Below are 24,548 nucleotides of genomic sequence, written 5' to 3' on the forward strand. Positions count from 1 at the left end.
CTTAGACGCCGCTGGGAATGTTTTGCGGGTCCCGGTGGACGAACCGGGGGGAGTTGAGGTCCTTCCACACCGATAGCGCGCGGTTCACGGACGGGAAGGCGGGGCGTGGGACGTAGACGCCATGGCCCGCGCGGGGGCGTTCGTTCTGCCCGTGGCTCCACACCACCTTGCCACGCGACAGCGTGTGGCGCGCCTGGGCCGTGACCTCGATCCCCTCAAAGACGTTGTAATCGAGGATCGAAAGCTGGTTGGCGGCGCGGATGGTCTTTTTCAGCTTCGGGTCCCAGACCACGATGTCGGCATCCGCACCGGGGACCAAAGCGCCCTTGCGCGGGTAGATGTTCAGGATGCGGGCGATATTGGTCGAGGTGACGGCGACGAATTCCTCGGGCGTCAGCCGCCCGGTTTCCACGCCGGTGGTCCAGAGAACCGCCAGACGGTCCTCAAGCCCGCCGGTGCCGTTCGGGATCATCGGGAAGCCTTTCAGACCCATGCGCTTCTGATCGGTCGTGAAGGCGCAGTGATCGGTCGCCACGACCTGAAGGCTGCCCGCCGTCAGTCCGGCCCAAAGGCTGTCCTGATGCGCCTTGTTACGGAACGGGGGCGACATCACGCGCTGCGCGGCGTGGTCCCAGTCCTTGTCGAAATACTCGCTTTCATCCAGCGTCAGGTGCTGGACCAAGGGTTCGCCAAAGACACGCATCCCCTTCTGCCGCGCCCGGCGGATCGCCTCATGTGCCTGCTCGCAGGACACATGGACGACATAAAGCGGCACCCCCGCCGCATCGGCGATCATGATGGCGCGGTTCGTCGCCTCGCCCTCCACCTCGGGCGGGCGGGAATGGGCGTGGCCCTCGGGGCCGATCTGGCCCGCCTCCATGAACTTCTTCTGCAATTCGGCGATGATGTCGCCGTTTTCGGCATGGACCAGCGGCAGCGCCCCAAGTTCAGCGCAGCGGGTGAACGAGGCGTACATCTCGTCATCCTCGACCATAAGCGCGCCCTTGTAGGCCATGAAATGCTTGAAGGAGTTGACGCCCATCTTCACGACCTCGGCCATCTCCTGCCAGATCGTCTGGTTCCAGCCGGTGATCGCGACGTGCCAGCCGACGTCGATGCAGATCTTGCCGTCCGCCTTGCGGTGCCAGTCCTTGACCGCGTTCACCAGCGACCCGTCCGGGCCGGGCAGGACGAAATCGACGATCATCGTCGTCCCGCCGGACGCGGCGGCGGCGGTGCCGCTTTCGAAGGTCTCGGCGGCGGTGGTCCCCATGAAGGGCATTTCCAGATGGGTGTGGGGGTCGATCCCGCCGGGGATGACATAGGCGCCGCCTGCGTCGATCACGGTGTCGCCCTTCAGGTCCGGCCCGACGGCGGCGATCTTTTCGCCCTCGATCAGGATGTCGGCCTCCCACATGCGGTCGGCGGTGATGAGGGTTCCCCCCTTGATGACGGTGGTCATTCTCCGGTCCTCCACGATAGGTCGGCATGGTCGGCGAAACACTCGGCCCGACCCGCCATCAGAAGCAGCGTCAGAAGCAGCCGCGCCTTGAGAGCGTCGAGATCGCCCGCGGGCAGAAGGCCGCGCCCGATCAGGTCGATCTCGGCCCCGGTCTGGCCGTAGGTGCGGTTCAGGACCCGGCCACCGCGGGTTCGGCTGGTGAAGACGACGGGGATGTCCCCCGCGGCGCCTTCAAGCGCATCGGCCCAGGCGGCGCTGGCATGGCCACCGCCCGAAAGCTCGGCCACGATGCCCTCCGCGCCAGAGGCAACGGCGGCAGTAACAAGGTGTGGCGGCTCCCCCAGTCCCGGTTTCAGGATCGGCACATGGGGAACCTCCGCGCCCTTCGGGACAAAGATCGGTGTCCGGCGCGGGCGGCGGAAGCGCAGCGCGGGGCGCCCCTCGGCCATCCAGCCCAAAGGCGCGGGCGACCAGAAGGCGCCGACAGAACTCGTGTCGCGCTTCTGCACCCAGTCGGCGGCGTGGATGTCGTCGTCAAAGACCACCAGCGCCCCCTGATCGCGGCAGGCGGGATCGGCGGCGCAGGCGATGGCGGCGTAGACATTGGCGGGACCGTCGGGGCCGGGGAGCGAGGGGTTGCGCATCGCCCCGGTCACGATGACCGGCGAAGACCCGGTGTGCAGAAGGTCCAGCAGATAGGCCGTTTCCTCGATCGTGTCGGTGCCTTGGGTAATGACGAAGCCCGCCGCACCTTCGCCCTCCAACTGTTGGATCAGGTCCGCAAGGCGCATCAGAAGCGGCAGGTCGATCTCCACGCTCGGGACATTGACCAGTGTGCGGGCGCGGATCTCGGCAAGGTCGCGCGCGGCGGGGACGGCGGCCAGCAGATCCTCGGCCGTCAGGCCCGGCACGACACCCTTGCCGTCGGGGCGCGGCGTGCTGGCGATGGTGCCGCCCAATGCGATGACTTCGACCCGGCCCGCCATCTCAATCCTCGTAGGGTGTGCCGGTGGAGTTGTTGGCCCCGACAAGGATATGGTTGACCTTCGGCGCCCAGCTTGCATGGACCTTGTCGCCCACGGCCTTCGGTGCGGCGTAATAGGCATCATCGTCGAGATAGACGATGAACTCTTCCCGCGTGCCGGTCTCAAGCGCGAGTTTCACGAAGGTCCCCTGGTATTCGATGTTGACGACCGTGCCTTCGGTACAGTTGCGGCCATCGCCCTTCGTGTCGGAAATCTGGATGCGATCCCGGCGAACCGAGAAATTGGCGGTGTCGCCCGGTTTCGCGCCCTCGATCGGGGGCAGGTCATAGAGGTTGCCATCCTTGCTTTCGACGACGGTTCCCTCTGCCCCGGCCGACTGGACCGTGCCGGTCAGCACGTTCTGACCGCCCATGAAGCGCGCGACATAGGGGCTGTGGGGGCGGTTGTAGATGGTCCGGGGGCTTGCGGCCTGCTCGACGACGCCGTGATCCATGACCACCACCTGATCGGCCAGCGCGATCGCCTCGGGCTGGGTATGGGTGACGTGGATGAAGGTGATGCCCAGCTGGTTCTGAAGCCGCTTCAGTTCCACCCGCATCCTCAGGCGCAGGAATTCGTCCAGCGCCGAAAGCGGTTCGTCCAGAAGCAGCACCTTGGGGTTGGTGATCAGCGCGCGGGCCAGCGCGACGCGCTGCTGCTGGCCGCCCGAAAGCTCGGACGGGACCCGGTCGGCGAGGTGAAGAAGCTGCACCCGGTCCAGCATCTCGCGCGCCTTGTCGCGCCGCTCGGAGGCAGCCACGCCGTTGACCCGCAGGCTGAAGGCGACGTTGTCGGTCAGCGACAGATGCGGGAACAGCGCGTAGTTCTGGAACATCAGCGCGGTGCCACGGCTGCCGGTCCTGACCGTGGTCATATCCTCACCCCCGATGGAGATGGTGCCGGATGTCGGCGTCTCATGCCCCGCGATCATGCGCAAAAGCGTGGTCTTGCCGCAGCCCGAGGGGCCGATCATGCAGCAATAGGCCCCGCCGTCGATGGTCAGGTCGACGTCGTTGACCGCGCGGACCGCGCCGTAAAGCTTGGTGACGCTGCGAATGTCGATACGGCTCTGCTCGGTCATGCGGACTTTCCTTTGGCGCGGGCTCGTCTCTTCTGGACGATGGCGATGGTGATGAACGCGGTCGCGATGACCAGGAAGCTGACGGCGGAGGTGACGGTCCCGATGGCGTAAAGCGCGGGCGTGGTGACATTCGTCGTCATGTTGGAGATCTCGATCGGCAGCGTGTTCTTCGCGCCGACCGTCAGCAGGGACCGGGGCATCTCGTCATAGCTAAGCGTGAAGCCGAAGAGCGCGACCGCGATCAGGCCGGGGAAAAGGATCGGCACGGTGACATAGGACAGCACCTGCCGGGGCGAGGCACCGGCATCGCGCGCCGCCTCTTCCCACGATCCGTCGAAACGGTTCAGGACGGCAAACATGATGAGAAGGCCAAAGGGCAGGGTCCAGCTCAGATGCGCGCCAAGGCCCGAAAGCCACCAGGCCAGCCGCAGGCCAAGAAGCTGGAACAACTGGCTGATCCCGAGACCAAGAAGGATGCCCGGCACCACAAGGCTGACGATGGAGAGGTAAAAGATCGGCCCCGCGCCCCAGAACCGGCGCCGGAAGGCCAGCCCCGCGAAGAGGCACACCACCGCCGTGATGGCCAGAGACAGCCCGCCAAGGACCAGCGACCGGCGGAAGGCGCCGCCAAGGTCGCCGTAGCGGCTTGAGGTCCAGAGGTCGTGGAACCAATGGGTCGAGACCCCGCGCATCGGAAAGGTCAGGCCACCGGTCGGGCCCTGAAAGCTGAGGATGAAGATCATCAGCATCGGGCCGTAGAGGAAGATCACGAAAAGCGCGAAGAAGGTCGCGAGAAGGTAGAAGGCGGCGCCGCGGCGGTTTGTGGTGCTTTGCGACATGACCTACCTCGCCAGTTCCGAGCGGATGTCGACCACCCTGAGGATCGCCGTCACCATCAGCAGGACGACGATGATGAGAAGGACCGCCATCGCCGAGGCGACGGGGTAGTAAAGCTGGTCGATGTTGTTCTTCATCGCCGAGACGACGGATGCGCTTTGCCCGCCGCTCATCACCCGGACGACGAAGAAATCGCCCATCACCAGCGTCACGACGAAGATCGACCCCAGCGCGATCCCGGTCTTGGACAGCGGCACGATGACGCCCCAGAGGATCTGCCATCCGCTTGCGCCCGCGTCCCGCGCGGCCTCGATCAGGTTCGGGTTGATCTTGGCCATGCTGTTGAAGATCGGCACGATCATGAAAAGCGTGAAGAGGTGGATATAGGTCAGCACCACCGCGAAATCCGAATAAAGCAGGATGTCGAGCGGCTGGTCGATGATGCCCGCCTGCATCAGGAGGCTGTTGAAAAGCCCCTCACGCCCCAGAAAGGGAATCCAGCTGACCATGCGGATCACGTTCGATGTCCAGAACGGGATCGTGCAAAGCAGGAACAGCGCGATCTGCACGCGCAGGTCGCGGACATGGAAGACGAGGAAATAGGAGCAGGTGAACCCGACTACCGTCGTCGCGATCAGGGTCATCAGCGCGTATTTCAGCGTAGAAAGAAACAGGCTGAGCGTGACGGGGGAGCTTAGGACCTCCTTGTAGTTGGCCCAGGTAAAGGCCGGATAGACGGCGATCCCGTCGAATTCCCAGAAGCTCAGAAGCACGACCGTCAGAAGGGGGATGCCCACCATCGTGATCATGAGGAAGGCCAGCGGCGCGACCTGGAGATAGGGCGCGAGCGATCCGCCGGATGGAGACGACCTCCCGGACATTAGGCACCTCTTTCAGGGCTGAAACGTGGTCTTTGCGGGTGGATGGCCCGGCGCGATCCTTCCGCGCCGGGCCGGGTCCTTATCAGGAGGCGATGAACTCGTTCCAGCGCTGGATCATGTAGCGATCTTCATCCATCACCGCGTTCCAGCAGGCGATGTTGCCCATGCGCTGTTCAAAGCTGCCGCCGTCGCGGCTGGCACCGGCCTTGTCCATGATGTTGCCGTAGGGGTCCATGATGTCCTCGGTCGCGGGCTTGCCTTCATACCAGTAGCCGCGCTCATTCTCGCTGAGATCGGCCATGGCGGTCGTGGGGACAGAGGAGTAATAGCCCTGCCGCGCGATGAAGGCGCCCTGCCAGCCGGTCAGGTACCAGTTGAGGTATTCGTAGGCGGCCTCAAGCTTGATGCCTTCGAGATGGCGCATCAGGCCCATGCCAAGACCCCAGCCGCGATAGCCCTGCGACAGGCCCTGATAGACGCAGTTGATGCCGCGCGATTTCACGGCGGTCACGGCGGGCGACCACATCGACTGGATCACCACCTCACCGGCGGCCATCAGGTTGACGCTTTCGTCGAAGGTGGACCAGAAGGCGCGGAACTGGCCGTCCTTCTTCAGCGCGATGAGGGCGTCGATCGTCTTGTCGATCTCTTCCTTCGTCATGTTGCCCTTGTCGCCATAGGTCAGGTCGCCGCGCGCCTCAAGCGCCATGGCGGCGTCCATGATGCCGATGGAGGGGATGTTGACCAGCGCCGTCTTGCCCTTGAATTCCGGGTTGAACAGCTCTGCCCAGCTGGTGATCTCGCGCCCCGTCAGGTCGGGGCGGATGCCCAGCGTGTCGGCGTTGTAGATCGTCGGCATGACCGTGGCGAGGTCGGTGGCCCCGGTCGCGAAGGCCGTCGACTCCGCGCTGTCGGTATACAGCACCTCGAAGGGCAGGGTTCCCTGACGGCTCAGGTCGGCGCCGTCGAAATTCTTGCCGTCGCGCATCAGCGGCGTCATCTCGCCCCAAAGCTTGATCTTGCTGATGTCCACCGGCTGAAGGTTGCCCGCGCGATAGACCTTCTGAAGGCCCCAGAACTCGAAATCCGCGATGTCCACGGTTTCGGGCTGGTTCACCACCTTGGCCATCAGTTGCGTCGTCTCGGCGGTCTGCGGGACGATCTTGAAGCCAAGATCGGCACTGGCCTTTTCGCAGATGTCGGCGATCACCGAATAGGACGGGCCGACCTGGGTCAGCGTCACGTCCTTGATGTTCTGCGCCCAGATCATCGGCGCCCCGAGGATGCCGGACCCGACGCCCGCGCCCGCCACGGCGGCGGAGCCCTGCAAGAGTTGCCGACGTGTCACACCGGCGCGTGTCTTGGTCGGAGAAGTTGGTCGTGTCATTTCCGTCTCCCTGTTGATCGTCGCAAACGTAGCTGTTGGTGCCGTCACGCCTTCTTTTCGGGGCGTTTTCGGATGGAGTCTTCGACTCGAAGCCTAAGTCAAAGTGTTCTTCGAATGCAATAAGCAATTCTGACTTGTTGAAAGGCCTGAATGGTGAAAAAAATAGCGATTAGAGAAGTATCATGTGGCCCATTGTATTCGATGGACAATTTCTGATGGCAGAATCGCGTCTCTCCGCCGACAGCCGCAACGGGGCGGCCGACCACCCGGCCGCGCCGCGCGATGCGGATATGCCGGGCGCCGGCGAAGGGGCCGGGGCTGCCTTTCTTTATGATTCCGTGCGCAACCTTCTTGAGCAGAAGATCGCGGTGGGGGAGGTGCCGCCCGGCGCGCTTCTGAAAGAGGCCGCCGTCGCCACCCATCTGGGCGTCAGCCGCGCGCCGGTGCGCCGGGCGATGGCGATGCTGGCGGAACAGGGGCTGATCCGGCCTGCCGACGGGCAGGGCTATATCGTCGGCGCGGCGCGGGCGCGTCGCCTCAGCCCGCGTGAGTTGCACGACATCCTCGCGCCCTCGACCGAGGACATGAACCGCAGCGCGACGTGGGAGAGGATCTTTGCCCGCGTCTCGGATGAGATCACGGCGCTGCTGCCCTTCGGCACCTACCGTATCCAGGAGGCGGAGCTGGGCGATTACCACGACGTCAGCCGCACCGTCGCGCGCGAGGTGCTGTGGCGGCTGATGGATGTGCGGCTGATCGAGAAGGACCGCAAGTCGCACTGGATCGTCGGCCAGATGACCGCCCGCGACGTGCGCGATTCCTTCGAGATGCGCCGACTGTTGGAGCCGCAGGCGCTGGCCAATGTCGCGCCGTCGCTGGACCTTGCCTGGCTTGAGGGGCTGGCCGGGCGGATCGACGCGGCCATCGCCTCCTTTCCCGCTTGCGGCGCGGGTGAGATTGATGCCATCGAACATGACATGTTCGAGGCGATGTATCAGGGGGTGCGGAATGCGCGGATGCTTGGCTCGATCCGGCGTAACCAGATCGCGCTGAACGTGCCGCGCCTTTTCCGGCAGCATTTCCCGATCCGCGACGACCTTCCGGCGCTGACGCTTTACAGCCAGATCGTCCGGCTTCTCTCCACCGGCTCGATCAACGCGGCGCAGGTGCTGTTGCGGACCCATCTGGAGCGCGCCGAACCCCTCGTCCTGGCGCGGCTGAGGGTGCTGGCGATGCTGCCCGCGCCCGCGACCGTACCTTATATCGTCGCCGTTCACTGAAAGGCCGCGCATGACAGAGCTTACGCTTCGCGTGATCGGAACCAGCGCCACGCTGACCGAGGACCTGCGCCGCCGCGCCGCCGCCGATCTGCCCTTCAGGATCGCTTTCGAGGTGCTGGACGGTGTGGCCTGCCTGCGCCGGGGTGTCATGAACCCCGAAAGCTATGACGTCTACGATCAATGGTTCTATTCGCTCGACGTGCTGTGGACCGCCGGGTCGATCCAGCCCATCGACACGGCCCGCATCGACCGTTGGACCCAGGTCCGTGTCGCCGGGCAGCTTCCCGGTGTCACCGCCGGGCGCAGCCATGGCGCGGAGCCTGCCGCGCAGATGTTCGTCCAGCCTGACGGCACCCTTGGCCCAAAGCCGGTCTTCGGCAGCGCGCCGCAGGTCGGGATGCTGCCGACCAGCTACAACGTCGACGGCTTTGCCTACGGGCGGGAATTGCTGTCCGACACCGCGCCGGGTGAGGTCGAAAGCTGGGCCTGGCTTCTGGACGACCGCTGGCACGGGCGCTGCACGCTCGGCCTCGACCCGGCGGGGACGGCGGTGGAACTTGCGCTGGCGGCCCGTGCGGCCGGACTGGTCGATCTGAACGATCCCGGCGACCTGACGATCGAGGAGATTGACGCGCTGTTCGACATCCTCATGTCGCGCAAGCGGCGCGGCCATTTCACCCGGTTCTGGGGGACGAGCGAGGATTCCGTCGGCCTGATGGCGGCGCCGAACTGTGTGATCGGCTCGCTCTGGTCGCCCGCGTTCTACACGCTGCGGGGCATGGGCAAGGACGTGATCTATGCCGCGCCGAAAGAAGGCTATCGCGGCTGGCACAGCGGACTATGCCTGTCGGCGCGCGCCGATGATGAGGTGCGCGATGCGGCCTATGCCTACATGAACTGGTGGCTTGGCGGCGAACCCGGCGCGATCATGGCGCGGCAGGGCTATTACATCTCGGTCGTGGAGCCGTTGAAGGACACGCTGAGCGAGGCGGAGTGGCAGTATTGGTATGACGGCAAACCGGCCAGCGAGGACCTTCTGGGCGCCTCCGGCACCGTGGCCGTCCGGCGCGGGGAATGCCGCGAGGGCGGGACCTATCAGGACCGCGTGTCCAAGGTCGCGGTCTGGAGTACCATCATGCCGGAACACAACTACCTGTCCCGGCGCTGGCGCGAATTGCTTGAGATGTGAGGGGCGCGGGGTCAGGCCGTCAGCCAGGTTTCCAGCTTCGCGGCATCGGGCAGGCCACCGGCATGGACCAGCTTGCCATCGACGGAAATGCCGGGCGTCGACATGACCCCCGCCATGGCTATGGCGCGCGGATCGGTGACCTTTTCCACGTCGATGGCGATCCCCAGTTTCGCCGCGGCGTCGCGGACCATCGCCTCGGTCGTGTCGCAGCGTTTGCAGCCGGGGCCGTAGACCTTGACCGTTTTCATGTGACGTCCTTTCAGAAGATGAGGTTGAAGAGGAACCCGACGGCAAGGATGCCGCTGGCCACCACGCCGATGAAGACGGCAATCAGGCGCAGGGTCAGGACCTGCCGCAGGATGATCATTTCGGGCAAGCTCAGCGCGATCACGCTCATCATGAAGGCCAGCACCGTGCCAAGCGCCGCGGCCTTGCCCAGAAGCGCCTCGACGATGGGGATGACGCCCGCGGCGTTGGTGTACATCGGAACGCCCATCAGCACGGCGGCGGGAACCGACCACCAGGCATCCGCGCCCATGATGCGGACCATCAGATCCTGCGGCACATAGCCATGGATCAGCGCGCCCGTGCCGATGCCGAGGATGATCCAGAGCCAGACCTTGGCGAAGATCTCGCGCACCGCCGCGATGCCAAGGCGGTAGCGGTCGGTCATGGTCGGACGCTCCCCCTCCGCCAGCTCTTGGGTGTTGGCGCCGGAATGGATGTCGCGCACCCAGTCCTGCAACCAGCCCTCAAGCCGCAGCTTGCCGATGACGAACCCGGCCACCACGGCGATGCCGAGGCCTAAGACCAGATAGGTCACGGCCACCTTCCAGCCGACCAGCCCGAAGAGCAGCACCAGCGCCACCTCGTTTACCATCGGCGCCGCGATCAGGAAGGAGAAGGTGACCCCCAGCGGCACACCGGCCGAGACGAAGCCGATGAACAAAGGCACCGCCGAGCAGGAGCAGAAGGGCGTCAGCACGCCAAGCCCGGCGGCAAGGACGTTGCCGACCCCCTCGCGCTTGCCCGACAGGACCGCGCGGGTCTTCTCGGGCGAGAAGAAGCTGCGCACCACGCCCATCGCGAAGACGATCAGCGTCAGAAGCATCATCACCTTCGGCACGTCGTAGAGGAAGAAGGCGATCGCCTCGCCGGTATGGCTGTGACGGTCCACCGGCATCAGGCCGACCAGCCATTCCGACAGCGGGATCAACTGGCGATAGACCAGCCACCAGAGCGCCGCGAAGGCAATCACGCCCAGATGCCAGGTCCAGTCGGGCCGCGCGGGGCGGGGGGAGGTGTGGGCGACGCTCATGCGGCCTGCCTCTCCTGCCGGGCCGCCGCCGCGATCACTGCGTCCACGATGGCGCGGATATGCGGCGGCATGTCGGGGTTGAGGCGGTAGCGCACCCATTGCGCGTCGCGCCGGTCCACCACCAGCCCCGCCTGCCTGAGGACCTGCATATGCCGCGACATGCGGCTTTGGGTGACGCCAAGCGCCTCCATCAAGGCGCAGACGCAATGTTCCGACCCATCCGCCAGAAGCGGCATGACCGCAAGGCGGGTCGGTTCGGCAAGGGCGGAAAGGACGTGGATCGGCATGGGCATTCCCCTTTATGCGCATCTGCGCATAAGCGGAAGGCCCGCGCCTTGATCTGCGTCAACGGGCGGGTGCGGCCAACCTCAGGCGGTCGGGGCCGTGGTCAGACCGTCCAGAACCTCGGCCGCGATGGTGACGGATTTCAGCCGCGCGGCGTGGTCGTGGATCATGCCGGTGATCATCACCTCATCCGGCCCATACCTCTCGATCAACGCGGCCAGTTCGCGCCGGATCGTCGTGGCCGATCCGGTGGCCGAACAGGACAACGCCTGACGGACCTGCGCCATCACCGGCGCGGGAATTTCCGACAGATCGTCGGTCGGGCGGGGCAGCTTGCCGGGCCGCCCGGTCCTGAGCCGCGCGAAGGCGAGGATCTGCGAGGATCGCAGCAAAGCGGCCTCCTCATCCGTATCGGCGGCGGTCACGCCGACGGCCATCATCGCGTAGGGCCGGTCCAGCCATTTCGAGGGCCGGAACGTCTGCCGATAGGTCGCGAGCGCATCGCCCAGAAGGTCCGGCGCGAAGTGTGACGCGAAGGCGTAGGGCAGGCCCAGATAGGCGGCCAGTTGCGCGCCGTAGAGGCTTGACCCCAGCATCCAGACCGGCACATGCGTTCCCGCCCCCGGCACGGCGCGCACAGGTGCCGCCGGGTCGGGATCGTCCAGATAGGACAGAAGCTCGACCACGTCTTGCGGAAAGCTGTCTTCGGGCGCCATGTGGCGGCGCAGGGCGCGGGCGGTCTGCATGTCGGTTCCCGGCGCGCGGCCAAGGCCAAGGTCGATCCGGTTCGGGAACAGGGTGGCCAGCGTCCCGAACTGTTCGGCCACCATCAGCGGCGCATGGTTGGGCAGCATGATCCCGCCCGCCCCGATCCGCATCCGCGAGGTTGCCGCCGCGACATGGCCGATCACCACCGCCGTCGCCGCGCTGGCGATGCCCGGCATGTTGTGATGTTCGGCCAGCCAGAAGCGGTAAAAGCCCAGCCCGTCCGCCGTCCGCGCCAGATCGCGCGTGTTGGCCAGCGCGTCGGCGGCGCTGCCACCCTCTGGCACAGGCGACAGGTCGAGAAGCGAATAGGTCTGCACGGGTCTGTCCTTTCTTGGGGCGCCGATGGTCAGGAAGTGTGGTCTTGGCGCGGAATGTCAATCGTGCGGGCCGGGCTGGAGCGTTCAACCTTGCGCTTGACGGTCGCCCTGCGCTGTGCAGCACTGCCCGGCATGAAAATCCTTGCCAACCCCCACCGCCATCTTGGTCTTGGCGATCCGGCGCTTGCCGATGTGCCCTGGCCCGTCGCCGATGCCAGCGCCGCCCGGTCGCTCGTTTCCCGCTGCCCTCGGGCCGGGGTCACGCCGTTGACCGATGCGCCGGACCTGGCGGCTGGGGCCGGGGTCGGGGCGCTTCTGGTCAAGGATGAACGGGGCCGGATGGGGCTGGGCAGTTTCAAGGCGCTTGGCGCGGCCCATGTCATCGCGCGGGAGGCGGCGGAGGGCCGTGCGCGCGGGCGGACCTATGTCACCGCGAGCGCGGGGAACCACGGGCTGTCGGTCGCGGCCGGGGCGGCGGCGTTCGGCGCCCGCGCGCGGATCTATCTGGCCGAAACGGTGCCGGAAAGTTTTGCCGACCGGCTGCGCGCCGAAGGGGCCGAGGTCGTCCGGGCGGGCGCCATCTATGAGGAAAGCATGCGCGCGGCGGCCGAGGCGGCACGGGCCGAGGGGCTGGAGCTTCTGTCCGACAGTTCGTGGCCCGGATACATGGAGCGGCCAAGGGTGCTGATGGAGGGCTACCTGATCCTTTTCGCCGAGGTCGCGGACCAGATCGACGCACCGCCGACCCATGTCTTCGTGCAGGCCGGTGTCGGCGGGCTGGCGGGTGCGGCGGCGGCTTTTGTCCGCGCGACCTGGGGCGATGGCCCGCGCGTGGTGGTGGTTGAGCCTGAGGCTGCGCCTGCGCTTTATGCCTCGGTCACGGCGGGCAGGGCGGTGGTCGCGCCGGGGCCGGTGTCGATCATGGGGCGGCTTGATTGCAAGGAACCCTCGCTGATCGCGCTGAAGGGGCTGGCGCGCGACGCGGACGATTTCGTGACCCTGACCGAGGCGGAGGCCGCGGCGGGAACCGCGCGGGCGGCGGAACGGGGGCTGGCCTCCACCCCATCCGGCGCGGCCGGGATCGCGGCACTGCTGGCGGCCGGGGACGGGCGCGCCGCGCTGGGCCTGACGCCCGCGTCAAGGGTGCTGACGATCCTGACAGAGGCGCCCGCGTCATGACCCCGCGCGGCTTTCCGGTTGAGGAGTTCCGCACCCGCACCGCACGGGCGCAGGACGCCATGGCCAAGGCGGGTCTTGATGCGCTTTTGCTGACGACCGAGCCGGAGCTGCGCTATTTCACCGGCTTCCTGACCCGGTTCTGGGAAAGCCCGACGCGGCCCTGGTTCCTGATCCTGCCCCGGACGGGCGATCCCGTCGCCGTCATCCCCGCGATCGGGGCGGCGCTGATGCGCACGACCTGGATCGCCGATATCCGCACCTGGCGTTCGCCGGATTATGAGGATGACGGTGTCTCGCTGCTGGCGGGGGCGCTTTGCGATCTGGTGGCGGAGCGCGGCGCCATCGGCGTGCCAAGCGGGGCAGAGACGCATCTGCGGATGCCGCTGGCGGACTGGGAGGTGTTGAAACGCCGCACCGGCGGGCGGGTCTTTCGCGACGATGCCGGGGTGATGCGCCGCCTGCGCATGGTGAAGTCCGGGGCGGAGATCGAGAAGATCCGCGAAAGCTGCGCCATCGCCAACCGCGCCTTCGCCCGCGTGCCTGAGATCGCCCGGCAGGGCGTTTCGCTCGCGCAGGTCTTTCGCGACTTTCAGCGGCTTTGCCTTGAGGAAGGCGCCGACTGGGTCCCTTATGTCGCGGGCGGCGCCGCGCCGGGCGGCTATCCCGATGTCATTTCGCCCGCGACAGAGCGGCCTTTGGCGCCGGGCGATGTGCTGATGCTGGACACCGGGCTGGTGCGTGACGGCTATTTCTGCGACTTCGACCGGAACTATTCCGTCGGCCCGGCCGCGCCGGAACTGATCCGTGCGCATGACAGGCTGATCGCGGCGACGCTGGCCGGGTTCGACCGCGCCCGCCCCGGCGCCACGGCGGCGGAGGTGTTCGCCGCGATGGACCATGTGCTGACCGGCGGTTCCGGCGGATCGGATGCGGGGCGCTTCGGCCACGGGCTTGGGATGCAACTGACCGAACCGCCCTCGCTGATCCCCGCCGACCCTACGGTGCTGGAACCGGGGATGGTGCTGACGCTGGAACCGGGGGTGGAGCTTGGGCCGGACCGCTGGCTGGTGAACGAGGAAGACATCGTGATCGGCGAGGGCGGGGCGGAGTGGCTGTCGGACCCGGTGCGGCGCTTGGCGGAACTGCCGCTGTGACCGCCGCCTTTCCCTATCGCCTGAGTGAGGTTTCGGCCCCCCGCATCGGGCTGATCGTCCTTCAGGCCGATGAGACGATCGAGGTCGATTTCCGCCGCCTGATCCCGCCGGGTGTTGAGCTTCTGGTCAGCCGGGTCCCGTCGGGGGCCGAAGTGACGTCGGAAACGCTGGCGGAGATGGCGGGCCATCTGACGGCGGCCGCCGCGCTCTTCCCCGGCTCTGTCAACTTTGCCGCCGTGGGCTATGCCTGCACCTCCGGCACCGCGCAGATCGGTGCGGCGGAGGTGGCGCGCCTCGTCCGCGCGGGAACGACGACGGCCGCGGTCACCGACCCGGTCACGGCGCTGATCGCCAGTTGCCGCGCGCTTGGTCTTGGCCGTCTTGCGCTTCTGTCGCCCTATGTCGCGCCGGTTTCGGAACGGTTGCGCGACACGCTGGCGGCGGCGGGGATCGACACGCCCGCCTTCGGCAGTTTCGACGTCGCCGAAGAGGCGCGCGTGGTGCGGATCGACGGCCCTTCCATTATCGGCGCGGCCGAGACGGTGGCCGCCCGCGCGCCGGTCGACGGGCTCTTTCTGTCCTGCACCAACCTGCGCACTTTGGACGTGATCCCCGCGCTTGAGGATCGGCTGGGCATCCCGGTCCTGTCCAGCAACCTCGTGCTGGCCTGGCATCTTCTGCGCCTTGCCGGTGTGCCGATACCCGATGCCCCGCCCTCGCGGCTGATCGACCAGACCGCGCGTAAATCACTGAGGACCTGAAATGAAACTGATGAGAGTTGGCCCTGCCGGGTCGGAGATACCGGCGATCCTCGATGCGGCCGGGACGGTGCGCAGCCTTGAAGGGATGGTGCCCGACATCGCGGGGGATGTGCTGACGCCCGAGGGGCTGGCGCGGATCGCGGCGCTTGATCCGGCGCAGCTGCCCGCGGTCACGGTGGACCGGATCGGGCCTTGCGTGGGCCGGGTGGGCAAGTTCCTGTGCATCGGCCTCAACTATGCCGACCATGCCGCCGAAAGCGGCCTGCCGATCCCGGAAGAGCCGGTGATCTTCACCAAGACGACCTCCTCCATCGTCGGGCCGGATGACGACATCCAGATCCCGCGCGGGTCGACGAAGACCGACTGGGAGGTCGAGCTTGGCATCGTGATCGGCAAGGGCGGGGTCTATATCGACGAGGCGGACGCGATGGACCATGTCGCGGGCTATTGCGTCATCAACGACGTCTCCGAACGCGAATTCCAGATCGAGCGGGGCGGGACCTGGGACAAGGGCAAGGGCTGCGACACGTTCGGGCCGATCGGTCCCTGGCTGGTGACGCGGGATGAGGTTGCCGACCCGCAGGCCCTGTCGATGTGGCTTGAGGTCGATGGCCACCGCTATCAGGACGGATCGACCGCGACGATGATCTTCCCGGTGCGCGTTCTGGTCTCTTACGTCTCGCAGTTCATGAGCCTTCAGCCGGGCGACATCATCAGCACCGGTACCCCGCCGGGTGTTGGCATGGGGCAAAAGCCGCAGGTCTACCTGAAGGGCGGAGAGCGCATCCGGCTGGGCGTCGAGGGGCTTGGTGTGCAGACGCAGAACGTACGTCCGGCGCTCTGACAGGCGGCCCGGTGCCGATTGACAGGGGCGCGGCGGCGGGCGACAAGATCGGCCGAGGTCAAGGGGAACCTGCCCGGTGCGCAAGCTGGTGCTGATGCTGATCGTTGTGCTTGGCGCGGCCGTCTCGTTGGGGACGGGCGCGGTGGCGGTTCACCATGCGGATGGCGTGCCGGGCGTTTCTGCCGTCGCGACGATGGCGCATGACTGCCCCGATTGCGCGGATGGCATGGGCGGGGCGGATCATGGCCGCTGCGCCGATGGCATGATGTGCGGCGCCTCGGCCGTGCTTCCGGTGGCGCCGGTTCTGGCGCAACCCGTCGTGCGGGCGGACCTGATCGTGCTTGTGCCGCCAGCGCGGCTGACCGGCCTTGTCCGCACGCTCGACCCGCCACCGCCGCTTCTCTGATCGTTCTGCATCGCCGCCATGGTGCCTGCCATGGCCAAGGGGGCCTTGCGCCCCGATCGGACCATCGAGAGATACATGAAAATCTTACCAATCCTGACCGGCGCCGCCGTCCTGGCCGCCGGAATTGCCGCCTGGGTCGCGACCCGGCCCAACCCGCAGGCCCCGGCGCCCGCGCCCGCCGCCGCCATGCCCGGTGAGGCGATGGTGCAGGTCACCCTGCCCGAAAGCCTTTCCCCGGAAGAGCAGCTTGGCCAGCGCGCCTTCGACGCGGTTTGCGCAAAATGCCATGGCCCCGACGCCGCCGGGCGCGAAGGCATGGGGCCGCCGCTGGTTCATGACTATTACAAGCCCTCGCACCACGCCGACATGGCCTTTGTCATGGCGGTGCAGAACGGTGTGCGGGCGCATCACTGGACCTTTGGCGACATGCCGCCGCAAAGCGGCCTGACAGGGGCGGACGTGAAGGCGATCATCGCCTATGTCCGCGCCGTGCAACGGGCCAACGGGATCAGGTGAGAGGGGCGGGCGCCGTGTCGGGCAGGTGACGCATATGTCACCTGACGCAGGCACGGCGCCGCGCTATGCTGGTGCCATGACGGTGCTTGCCAGATTTCTGCGGGTGATGCTTGTCGTGGCCCTTGGCCTCGGGCTGCCCGGCACCGCCATGGCGTTTACGATCGTACCCGCGACCGACGGCCATGCGGTGCATATGGCCACCCATGCCGCGGCCACCCCGGCCCAGCCGGGCGAACCCTGTCGCATCCATTGCGCCGGAGTTCCGCTGACGCCGGACCTTGCCGCCCTTGCCGCGCCTGTGATCGGGCGGGTGACCCGCCTTCATACCGACGCGGGCGAGGTCGATGCGCCCTCGCTCTGGCCGCTGCCGCTGGGGCATCCGCCGCGCCGCTGATCTCCGTCCCGATCGACCCTTGTCGACCCTTTCTTATCGGAGATCGAAATGACCCAGTTGACCCGTCGCGGCTTCCTTGCCGCCTCTGCGGCCGGTGCCGCATCAATCCTTCTGCCTGCCACCGCGCGCGCCGCCGTTGCCGGACCCGCCGCGCTGCGGGCCACCACCCGCGTGATCGAGGTGAACGGCAAGGCCGCCACCGTCATGGGGCTGGTGAACGCGCAGGGCGGGCTTGGCCTGACGCTCGACCCCGCTTCGCGCTTCCGGGCCGAGTTGACCAATACGCTCGATATCGAGACCATCGTGCATTGGCATGGCCAGATCCCGCCCAACGCGCAGGACGGGGTGCCGAACACCAACCCGATGCTGAGGCCGGGCGAGACCCGCGCCTATGACTATGTCGCGCGCCCCGGCACCTTCTGGATGCACAGCCATATCCCGGAACAGGAGATCGGGCTGCTCGCCGCGCCGCTGATTGTGCTGAGCGAAACGGACCTGCGCGCCGACCGGCAGGAGGTGGTGCTGTTCCTGCACGATTTCACCTTCCGCACGCCCAAGGAGGTGCTGGCCGAGGTGACCGGCGGCATGGCGATGGACCACGGCGCCATGGATCATTCGGCACCCGCGGCGGGCGGCATGATGGGAGAGATGCCGGGCATGACGATGGGCATGACGCACGACATGGGCGGCATGGTCATGGACCTGAACGATTTCAACTTCGATGCCTACCTTGCCAATGACCGCACGCTTGACGACCCCGAGGTGATCGCGGTCGAGAAGGGCGGGCGCGTGCGGCTGCGGGTCGTCAACGGCGCCTCGATGACGGCGTTCTGGATCGACCTTGGCGCGCAGGCGGGGCGGCTTGTCGCGGTCGATGGCGAACCCGTCCTGCCGCTGGAGGGGCGCCGCTTCCCGCTCGCCCCGGCGCAACGGCTCGACATCGAGGTCGATCTGCCCTTGGACGGTGCCGCGCTGCCCGTCCTTGCGCTGCGCGAAGGCGCGCGAGAGCGGACCGGGATCATCCTTGCGCCCCAAGGCGCCGATGTGCCGCGTCTTTCACCGCTGTCCGGGGCCGACCACCCGGCGGTGTCGGGCGACATGACGCTGGAACTGGCGCTTCGTGCCGCCACGCCCTTGCCCGAACGGCCCTTGGATAACGGGCAAATGGTGATGCTGATGGGGGCGATGCAGCCCTATCTCTGGACCATCAATGGCCGGACCTGGGACAACCGCATTCCGGTCGCGGCGCGAAGCGGTGAGCGGGTGGAAATGATGTTCCACAACATGTCGATGATGGCCCATCCCATGCACCTGCACGGCCATGTCTTTCAGGTCGTCGGCATCAACGGCAGCCGTTTTTCCGGCGCGAAGCGCGATACGGTTCTGGTGCCGCCGATGGCCAGTGTCACCATCGCCTTCGATGCAGGTGAAGCCGCGCCCTGGATGCTGCATTGTCACCAGATGGGCCATCTGGCCGCCGGGATGATGACCGAACTGGCCGTCACGGCCTGAGGGCGCGAAGGGTCGGCCCGATGCCGACCCTTCCGAGTCGGCTCCCGTCCAAACGGGGATGTCAGGATTTCGCCGCCCGCCTGATAAGATCGCTGGCGCGTTCTGCGATCATGATCGTGGGGGAATTGGTGTTGCCGGAGGTGATGCGCGGCATGATCGACGCATCCACGACACGCAGCCCGGAAACACCCCTGACGCGCAGGTCCGCATCGACGACCGCGCGGTCGTCCGCGCCCATCCGCGCCGTCCCGACCGGATGAAAGATCGTCGAGGCGATCTGGCCCGCGCCGGTCACAAGCTCTTCGTCGCTTGTAAAGGTGGGGCCTGGCTTGAACTCTTCGGGCCGGTACCGGGCCAGCGGGGCCTGCGCCATGATCCTGCGGGTCAGGCGGATCGCGCGCGCCGCCGAAAGCCGGTCCTGCCCGGCCGACAGGTAGTTTGGCTGGATTTCTGGATGCGCCCGCGGATCGGGCGAGGTGATGTGGACATGGCCGCGGCTTTCGGGGCGAAGCTGGCAGACGCTGGCGGTGATCGCGGGGAAGTCGTGGGGGGCCTGTCCAAAGGCCTCAAGCGTCACCGGCTGGACGTGGAATTCCAGATCCGGGGTCGCGACACTTTCATGCGAACGGGCAAAGGCCCCAAGCTGGCTTGGCGCCATGGACATCGGGCCGCTGCGCTTCAGCACATATTCCAGCCCGATCATCGCCTTGCCCCAAAGCGACGCGCTCATCGTGTTCAGGGTTTTCGCGCCCTGCACGCGGTAGGCGCAGCGGATTTGCAGGTGGTCCTGAAGGTTGCCGCCAACGTCCGGTGCCTCATGCAGGACGTCGATGCCATGGGTTTGCAGCAAGGCCCCCGGCCCGATGCCCGAAAGTTGCAGCAGCTGCGGCGATCCGATGGCGCCCGATGAGAGGATGACCTCGCGCCGCGCGGTGGCGCAGGCGGGCTGGCCCTGGCGCAGGAACTGCACCCCCTTGGCGCGTTTTCCGGCGAACAGGACCTTTTCGGCCTGCGCGTGGGTCAGGACGGTCAGGTTCGGGCGCTGCCGTGCGGGGCGCAGGAACCCCTTCGCCGTACTCCAGCGCCAGCCCTTGCGCTGGTTCACCTTGAAATAGCCAACGCCGGAATTGTCCCCGCGATTGAAATCGGCGGTTTCGGGGATGCCCGCCGCGATGGCGGCCTGTTTCCAGGCGTCGAGGATTTCCCACTTCAACCGCTGTTCTTCGACCCGCCATTCGCCGCCTTCGCCATGCGCCTGGGAGGGGCCTTCGAAATAATCCTCGGACTTGATGAAATAGGGCAGGACATCGTCCCAGCCCCAGCCGGTATTCCCCATCTGGCGCCAGCCGTCGTAATCGGCCGACTGCCCGCGCAGGTAGAGCATCCCGTTGATCGAGGAGCAGCCGCCCAGAACCCGCCCGCGGGGATAAAGCAGCGACCGCCCGCCAAGCCCGTCGCAGGGCGCGGTGGAAAAGCCCCAGTCGGTACGCGGATTTCCGATGCAGTAGAGATAGCCGACGGGAATGTGAATCCAGGGATAATTGTCCTTTCCGCCCGCCTCCAGAAGCAGGACGCGGGTGTCGTGATCCTCGCTCAGGCGGTTGGCCAGAACGCATCCCGCCGAACCGGCGCCGACGATGATATAGTCGAATTCACCGCAATCCTGCATCGTGGCTCCTCCAGTTCAAGCCTCGGTCCGCCGCCAGAAAGAGGTCGGCGCCGCCCGAGCGAAAGCACCGATTTCGCACATCGGCTGTCGAATAACAGTCATAGGGCCGTGGGAGGTCTTCGCACTAGGCTCCCCCTGCCGCAAGCGGTTCGAAAACCGGCACGCGGCAGGATAGGGAGGAAATACGAATGAATATCAAGCACATGCTCAAATCGGGCGTGAGTATTGCCTGTTTTGCGGGTCTTCTTGCGACCGTGACCGCACCCGCCCATGCAGAAGAGGTGGAAAAGCTGAAATGGGCCGTTCCGATCAGTTTCTCGTCGAACCTGACGGCGCTGGGGGATACGCTGCCCTGGGTCGCCAAGCAGCTCGACCGCGCGTCTGGCGGCAATATCGTTCTTGAGGTGTTCGAGCCGGGCAAGATGATCCCCGCGCTGGCGGTCTTCGAAAGCACCGCGACGGGGCAGATCGAGGCGGGCTATAGCTGGATGGGCTATGAACGCGGTCAGGTTCCCGCATCGGCCCTGTTCGGCGCCACGCCCTTCGGCCTGGAACCGGCCGAGTTCATCGCCTGGATGTATGAAGGCGAAGGCAACACCCTGCTTCAGGAGTTGTTCGAGCCCTACAATGTGCATCCGATCCTCTGCGGCGTCATCAGCCCCGAGGCGGCGGGCTGGTTCAAGTTCCCGATTGAGAGCGTCGATCAGTTGAACGGGCTGAAGTTCCGCGCGGCGGGCCTTGGCGGCGAGATCATGAAAGAGGTCGGCATGTCGGTCACCGTCCTGCCGGGCGGAGAGCTTTACCAGGCGCTTGAGACCGGGGTGCTGGATGCGACCGAGTTCTCTCTGCCCACGGTGGATGAACAGCTTGGCTTCTATCAGGTGGCGAAATACTACCACCTGCCGGGCTGGCATCAGCCTTCGACCTCGCAATACCTCTATATCAACGGCGACGTCTGGAACGGGCTGAACCCGACCACGCAGGCCCTGATCGAGACGACCTGCATGGCGGGTGTGACCTATGCCATGGCCCGCGCCGAGGCCCTTCAGGGCGCGGTGCTGGAAACTTTTGCCGAAAAGGGCGTTTCGGCCGAACGGCTGCCCGACGAGGTGCTTCAGAAATTCCGCGACGCGACCGAGGTCGTGATGGCCCGCGAATCCGCGGCCGATCCCCAGTTCGCGAAGATCTACACCTCGATGAAGACCTTCCAGGCGCAGAACGCCGAATGGCATTCGCTGGGCTACCTGCCACGCGACTGGAAATGGGCGAACGAGCCTGCCGCGAAATGACCGGCGCTTTCCCGCTTTAGCCTCTGCGAAACCGGACGGGAGTGCCGCCGATGCCACATCTTGTCGAAGACACCCCGACGGCGGGGCATGCGCATCTTGAGGGGCGTCTGCCCCTCATCTCGCGCATCCTTGACGGCATGGTCAGGGCCATCGCCGTCACCGCGCATCTCAGCTGGCTTGTCCTGATCGCCGTCATCATCGCCAATGTCGTGCTGCGCTATGTCTTTGCCGACAGCCTTGTCGCGCTGGAAGAGATGCAATGGCATCTCTACGCCTATGCGCTGATGATCGGGGTGGCCTATTGCCTGGTCGAGGATCAGCACGTCCGGGTCGATGTGATCTCGGAACATTGGCCGGTGAAGCGGCGCGCGCTGATCGACCTGCTGGCGATGGTCATCCTCGTGATGCCGTTTGCCTATGTCATCGCGCGTGACTCGATCCCGTTCGTCGAGTTTTCCCGCAAGCTGAACGAGGTGTCGCGCTCGCCCGGCGGGCTGTCGCACCGATGGCTTCTGAAGGCGGTGATCCCCGGCGCGATGGGTCTTGTCTTTCTTGCGGCCCTGTCGCGCGCCCTGCGAATGGTCGGCCTGCTGCGCGACCGTTGATCCCCCAAATTCCCATCAGCCGCCCACAAAGGAGCGCCAATGTTCGGTCTCGCGGTAAACGAACTGCTGGTCATCAGCATGCTGGTTGGCTTTATCGCCCTCCTGTTCCTTGGCGTCCCGGTGGTCTGGTCGCTGGCCGGAACTTCGCTGGTCATCGCCATCCTCGCACTGGGTCTTAACGAATATCTTGGTTCCGACACCTATTTCCTCGACAGCTGGCGGGATTACGCGGTGATCGTGCAGCGTATCTGGGCGATCATGGAAAACGCCGTTCTGGTCGCGTTACCCCTGTTCATCTTCATGGGGCTGATGCTTGATCAGTCGGGGTTGGCCGAAACGCTGATGAAGGAATTCGCCAACACCCTTGGCCGCTTCAATGGCGGGCTGGCGGTGGCAGTGATCCTGATCGGCATCCTGCTGGCGGCATCGACCGGGATCGTCGGCGCCTCGGTCGTGCTGCTGACCACGATCGCGATGCCGATCATGCTGGAACAGGGCTATGACAAGCGGCTGGCGGCGGGGGTGATCGCCTCGGCCGGGACGCTCGGCATCCTGATCCCGCCTTCGATCATGCTGATCATCATGGCCGATCAACTGGCGCTTTCGGTGGGCGAGTTGTTCATGGGCGCGCTGGTGCCTGGCATCCTGCTTGGCCTGGCCTATCTGGTCTATGTGGTGGTGATCGTCACCCTTAATCCGGCACTGGCGCCGCGCCCCCGCAACCTTGCGCCGCTGACCGCGGGCAGCCTTCTGCGCACGGTGTTGGCCGTACTACCGCCGCTGGGGCTGATCGTTGCCGTCCTCGGCTCTATCTTCGCAGGGATCGCGACCCCGACAGAGGCCGCCGGGATCGGCGCGCTGGGGGCAAGCCTTCTGGCGCTGGCCAACGGAAGGCTGAGCCTTTCGGTGCTGTATGAGGTGTCCCGGCGCACGACGCTGACGACCGCTTTCATCTTCGGCATCTTCATCGGCGCCACCGCCTTCGCGCTTGTCATGCGCGCCCTTGGCGGGGATGAAATGATCGCGGCCGGGCTGAACGCCATCCCGTTCGGCGACATGGGCGTGATTATCACGATCCTTGCGTTTTCCTTCATCGCCGGGTTCTTCCTCGACTGGCTGGAGATCACCCTGATCTTCCTGCCGCTGGTCGGTCCGGTCGTGGTCAACGATCTTGGCCACGATCCGATCTGGTTCGTGATCCTGTTCTCGGTCGCGCTTCAGACCTCCTTCATCACGCCGCCGGTTGGCTTTTCTCTCTTCTATCTCAAGGGGGCTGCCCCGAAAGAGGTTGCCACGAAAGACATCTACAGGGGGATCGTACCTTTCGTGCTGATCCAGCTTTCCATCGTGGCCCTGATCCTGATCCTGCCGGAAATCGTGACCTGGCTGCCGCAATTGGTCTACGATTGAACCGGGGCGGAGGGGTCGGCATGCAGTTCAACTGGGACGACGTCAGGATCTTTCTTGAAATCGAACGGACGGGGCGGCTTAGCCGCGCCGCCAAGAGGCTTGGCGTCAGCCACACAACGATTGCCCGTCGCATACGGCAGATGGAGGCCCGGTTCGGCTGCCATCTTTTCGAGCCGACGGATGACGGGCTGATCCTGACCGCCGCCGGGTCGCAGGTTCTGCAAAAGGCGACGGAGATGGAGAACGCCGCCGTCGACATCTCTGACCGGCTGGCACGGTTGGAAGGCAAGAACAAGGGGCGCGTTCGGGTGGGGGCGCCCGACGGGTTCGGCAATGCCGTCCTCTCCCATATCCTGCCGGAACTGGTGAAGGAGAATCCGGGAACCGAGGTGGAGTTCGTGCCGGTGCCTGCGTCACACAAGCTTTGGCGGCGCGATGTCGATATTGCGGTCAGCCTGGACCGGCCGCTCTCTGGCCAGGTGATCATGCGCAAGCTGACCGATTACGATCTGCGGCTTTATGCCGGGCCGGGGTTCTTTGACGGAAAGAACGTCCCGACCTGTCGTGAAGAGCTTCGGGAATACCCGTTTGTGGGGTACATCGACGAATTGCTCTATACGCCGGAACTCGATTTCAACCGCGCCATTCTGCCGGGGCTGAACGTCGTTTACCGCGCCGCCACCGTCAAGGCGCAGTTCGACGCCGTGAAGAACAACGCGGGCCTTGGTGTCCTGCCCTGCTTCATGACGCGAAATACCAACCTCCTGCCGATCATGCCGGAAGAGATCAACTTCGTCCGCACCTACTGGCTGCTGTACCCCGAGGAATATCGGCTGCTGTCGCATATCCAGCTGGTCAGCAATTTCATACATAACCGAACCCGCGAGATGTACGATATCTTCCGCTGCCCCGCGACCTAGGCGCTTTGTCGATGGCCCCGCGTCAAAGCCCTTGTGTTTGGCGTGGCGGTGTCGGTTTT

25 protein-coding genes are annotated in these 24,548 nt (G+C 65.9%); 14 read left to right on the top strand and 11 right to left on the bottom strand.

Annotated elements, in window-relative coordinates; all coding sequences use genetic code 11:
- Window position 1 precedes the first annotated feature (1 nt).
- From hydA to LX70_RS12680, 6 genes are all read right to left on the bottom strand, one after another.
- Entirely contained in the window at window positions 2–1,462 is a 1,461-nt protein-coding gene (hydA, locus tag LX70_RS12655; RefSeq protein ID WP_105515142.1) for a dihydropyrimidinase, read from the bottom strand.
- Window positions 1,459–2,448 (bottom strand): asparaginase, encoded by a 990-nt coding sequence (locus LX70_RS12660; RefSeq protein WP_170076189.1) that lies wholly within the window; start codon window positions 2,446–2,448, stop codon window positions 1,459–1,461. The genes hydA and LX70_RS12660 overlap by 4 nt, the downstream gene beginning before the upstream one ends.
- A 1-nt stretch (window position 2,449) precedes the next feature.
- Window positions 2,450–3,568 carry an ABC transporter ATP-binding protein gene (locus tag LX70_RS12665; RefSeq protein WP_105515144.1) on the bottom strand — a complete coding sequence of 373 codons (1,119 nt, stop codon included), beginning with the start codon at window positions 3,566–3,568 and terminating at the stop codon, window positions 2,450–2,452.
- Complete coding sequence (locus LX70_RS12670; RefSeq protein ID WP_105515145.1) at window positions 3,565–4,407, bottom strand: ABC transporter permease; 843 nt, start codon at window positions 4,405–4,407, stop codon at window positions 3,565–3,567. The genes LX70_RS12665 and LX70_RS12670 overlap by 4 nt, the downstream gene beginning before the upstream one ends.
- A gap of 3 nt (window positions 4,408–4,410) precedes the next feature.
- On the bottom strand, window positions 4,411–5,286 hold the full coding sequence (locus tag LX70_RS12675) for an ABC transporter permease (RefSeq protein ID WP_105515146.1): 876 nt from the start codon (window positions 5,284–5,286) through the stop codon (window positions 4,411–4,413).
- An 82-nt stretch (window positions 5,287–5,368) separates the two neighbouring features.
- Entirely contained in the window at window positions 5,369–6,673 is a 1,305-nt protein-coding gene (locus LX70_RS12680; RefSeq protein WP_105515147.1) for an ABC transporter substrate-binding protein, read from the bottom strand.
- Between the two features lie 215 nt (window positions 6,674–6,888).
- Between LX70_RS12680 and LX70_RS12685 the strand changes: the two genes are divergently transcribed.
- Both LX70_RS12685 and LX70_RS12690 read left to right on the top strand, forming a co-directional pair.
- A complete protein-coding gene (locus LX70_RS12685) occupies window positions 6,889–7,953 on the top strand; it encodes a GntR family transcriptional regulator (protein WP_170076190.1) in 1,065 nt (354 codons plus the stop codon).
- Between the two features lie 10 nt (window positions 7,954–7,963).
- The gene (locus tag LX70_RS12690; protein WP_105515149.1) at window positions 7,964–9,142 is read left to right on the top strand and encodes an ABC transporter substrate-binding protein; all 1,179 of its coding nucleotides are present in this window, start codon (window positions 7,964–7,966) and stop codon (window positions 9,140–9,142) included.
- An 11-nt stretch (window positions 9,143–9,153) separates the two neighbouring features.
- Here the strand turns inward: LX70_RS12690 and LX70_RS12695 are convergent, their stop codons facing one another.
- The 4 genes from LX70_RS12695 to LX70_RS12710 form a co-directional block, all read right to left on the bottom strand.
- A complete protein-coding gene (locus LX70_RS12695) occupies window positions 9,154–9,390 on the bottom strand; it encodes a thioredoxin family protein (RefSeq protein WP_105515150.1) in 237 nt (78 codons plus the stop codon).
- Window positions 9,391–9,401: 11 nt separating this feature from the next.
- On the bottom strand, window positions 9,402–10,460 hold the full coding sequence (locus LX70_RS12700) for a permease (protein ID WP_105515151.1): 1,059 nt from the start codon (window positions 10,458–10,460) through the stop codon (window positions 9,402–9,404).
- Entirely contained in the window at window positions 10,457–10,747 is a 291-nt protein-coding gene (locus tag LX70_RS12705; RefSeq protein ID WP_105515318.1) for an ArsR/SmtB family transcription factor, read from the bottom strand. Before LX70_RS12705 ends, LX70_RS12700 begins: the two co-directional genes overlap by 4 nt.
- Window positions 10,748–10,828: 81 nt before the next feature.
- Window positions 10,829–11,830, bottom strand: coding sequence for an LLM class flavin-dependent oxidoreductase (locus tag LX70_RS12710; RefSeq protein ID WP_105515152.1), 1,002 nt, complete (start codon window positions 11,828–11,830; stop codon window positions 10,829–10,831).
- A 132-nt stretch (window positions 11,831–11,962) separates the two neighbouring features.
- Between LX70_RS12710 and LX70_RS12715 the strand changes: the two genes are divergently transcribed.
- From LX70_RS12715 to LX70_RS12750, 8 genes are all read left to right on the top strand, one after another.
- Entirely contained in the window at window positions 11,963–13,009 is a 1,047-nt protein-coding gene (locus tag LX70_RS12715) for a pyridoxal-phosphate dependent enzyme (RefSeq protein WP_105515153.1), read from the top strand.
- On the top strand, window positions 13,006–14,163 hold the full coding sequence (locus LX70_RS12720; RefSeq protein ID WP_105515154.1) for a M24 family metallopeptidase: 1,158 nt from the start codon (window positions 13,006–13,008) through the stop codon (window positions 14,161–14,163). The genes LX70_RS12715 and LX70_RS12720 overlap by 4 nt, the downstream gene beginning before the upstream one ends.
- On the top strand, window positions 14,160–14,924 hold the full coding sequence (locus LX70_RS12725; RefSeq protein WP_105515155.1) for a maleate cis-trans isomerase family protein: 765 nt from the start codon (window positions 14,160–14,162) through the stop codon (window positions 14,922–14,924). Before LX70_RS12720 ends, LX70_RS12725 begins: the two co-directional genes overlap by 4 nt.
- Window position 14,925: 1 nt before the next feature.
- Entirely contained in the window at window positions 14,926–15,768 is an 843-nt protein-coding gene (locus LX70_RS12730) for a fumarylacetoacetate hydrolase family protein (protein WP_105515156.1), read from the top strand.
- A gap of 76 nt (window positions 15,769–15,844) precedes the next feature.
- Window positions 15,845–16,174 (top strand): hypothetical protein, encoded by a 330-nt coding sequence (locus tag LX70_RS12735; RefSeq protein WP_105515157.1) that lies wholly within the window; start codon window positions 15,845–15,847, stop codon window positions 16,172–16,174.
- A gap of 75 nt (window positions 16,175–16,249) precedes the next feature.
- The gene (locus LX70_RS12740) at window positions 16,250–16,690 is read left to right on the top strand and encodes a c-type cytochrome (RefSeq protein WP_105515319.1); all 441 of its coding nucleotides are present in this window, start codon (window positions 16,250–16,252) and stop codon (window positions 16,688–16,690) included.
- Window positions 16,691–16,724: 34 nt separating this feature from the next.
- A complete protein-coding gene (locus LX70_RS12745; RefSeq protein WP_146111598.1) occupies window positions 16,725–17,084 on the top strand; it encodes a hypothetical protein in 360 nt (119 codons plus the stop codon).
- Between the two features lie 48 nt (window positions 17,085–17,132).
- Complete coding sequence (locus LX70_RS12750; RefSeq protein WP_105515159.1) at window positions 17,133–18,596, top strand: multicopper oxidase family protein; 1,464 nt, start codon at window positions 17,133–17,135, stop codon at window positions 18,594–18,596.
- A gap of 61 nt (window positions 18,597–18,657) precedes the next feature.
- Here LX70_RS12750 and LX70_RS12755 read toward each other — a convergent pair whose 3' ends face one another.
- Window positions 18,658–20,265, bottom strand: coding sequence for a GMC family oxidoreductase (locus tag LX70_RS12755; RefSeq protein WP_105515160.1), 1,608 nt, complete (start codon window positions 20,263–20,265; stop codon window positions 18,658–18,660).
- 188 nt (window positions 20,266–20,453) lie between these two features.
- Here LX70_RS12755 and LX70_RS12760 point away from each other — a divergent pair, with 188 nt between their 5' ends.
- Genes LX70_RS12760 through LX70_RS12775 form a run of 4 tightly spaced genes read left to right on the top strand, consistent with a single transcriptional unit; the run spans window position 20,454 to window position 24,489 of the window.
- The gene (locus tag LX70_RS12760; RefSeq protein WP_245885073.1) at window positions 20,454–21,554 is read left to right on the top strand and encodes a TRAP transporter substrate-binding protein; all 1,101 of its coding nucleotides are present in this window, start codon (window positions 20,454–20,456) and stop codon (window positions 21,552–21,554) included.
- 50 nt (window positions 21,555–21,604) lie between these two features.
- A complete protein-coding gene (locus tag LX70_RS12765) occupies window positions 21,605–22,159 on the top strand; it encodes a TRAP transporter small permease subunit (RefSeq protein WP_105515161.1) in 555 nt (184 codons plus the stop codon).
- A gap of 39 nt (window positions 22,160–22,198) precedes the next feature.
- On the top strand, window positions 22,199–23,569 hold the full coding sequence (locus LX70_RS12770) for a TRAP transporter large permease (RefSeq protein WP_105515162.1): 1,371 nt from the start codon (window positions 22,199–22,201) through the stop codon (window positions 23,567–23,569).
- Window positions 23,570–23,589: 20 nt separating this feature from the next.
- A complete protein-coding gene (locus LX70_RS12775; protein WP_105515163.1) occupies window positions 23,590–24,489 on the top strand; it encodes a LysR family transcriptional regulator in 900 nt (299 codons plus the stop codon).
- The last annotated feature ends 59 nt before the right edge of the window (window positions 24,490–24,548 follow it).

It is taken from the genome of Albidovulum denitrificans (assembly GCF_002973535.1).
GTDB lineage: Bacteria > Pseudomonadota > Alphaproteobacteria > Rhodobacterales > Rhodobacteraceae > Albidovulum > Albidovulum denitrificans.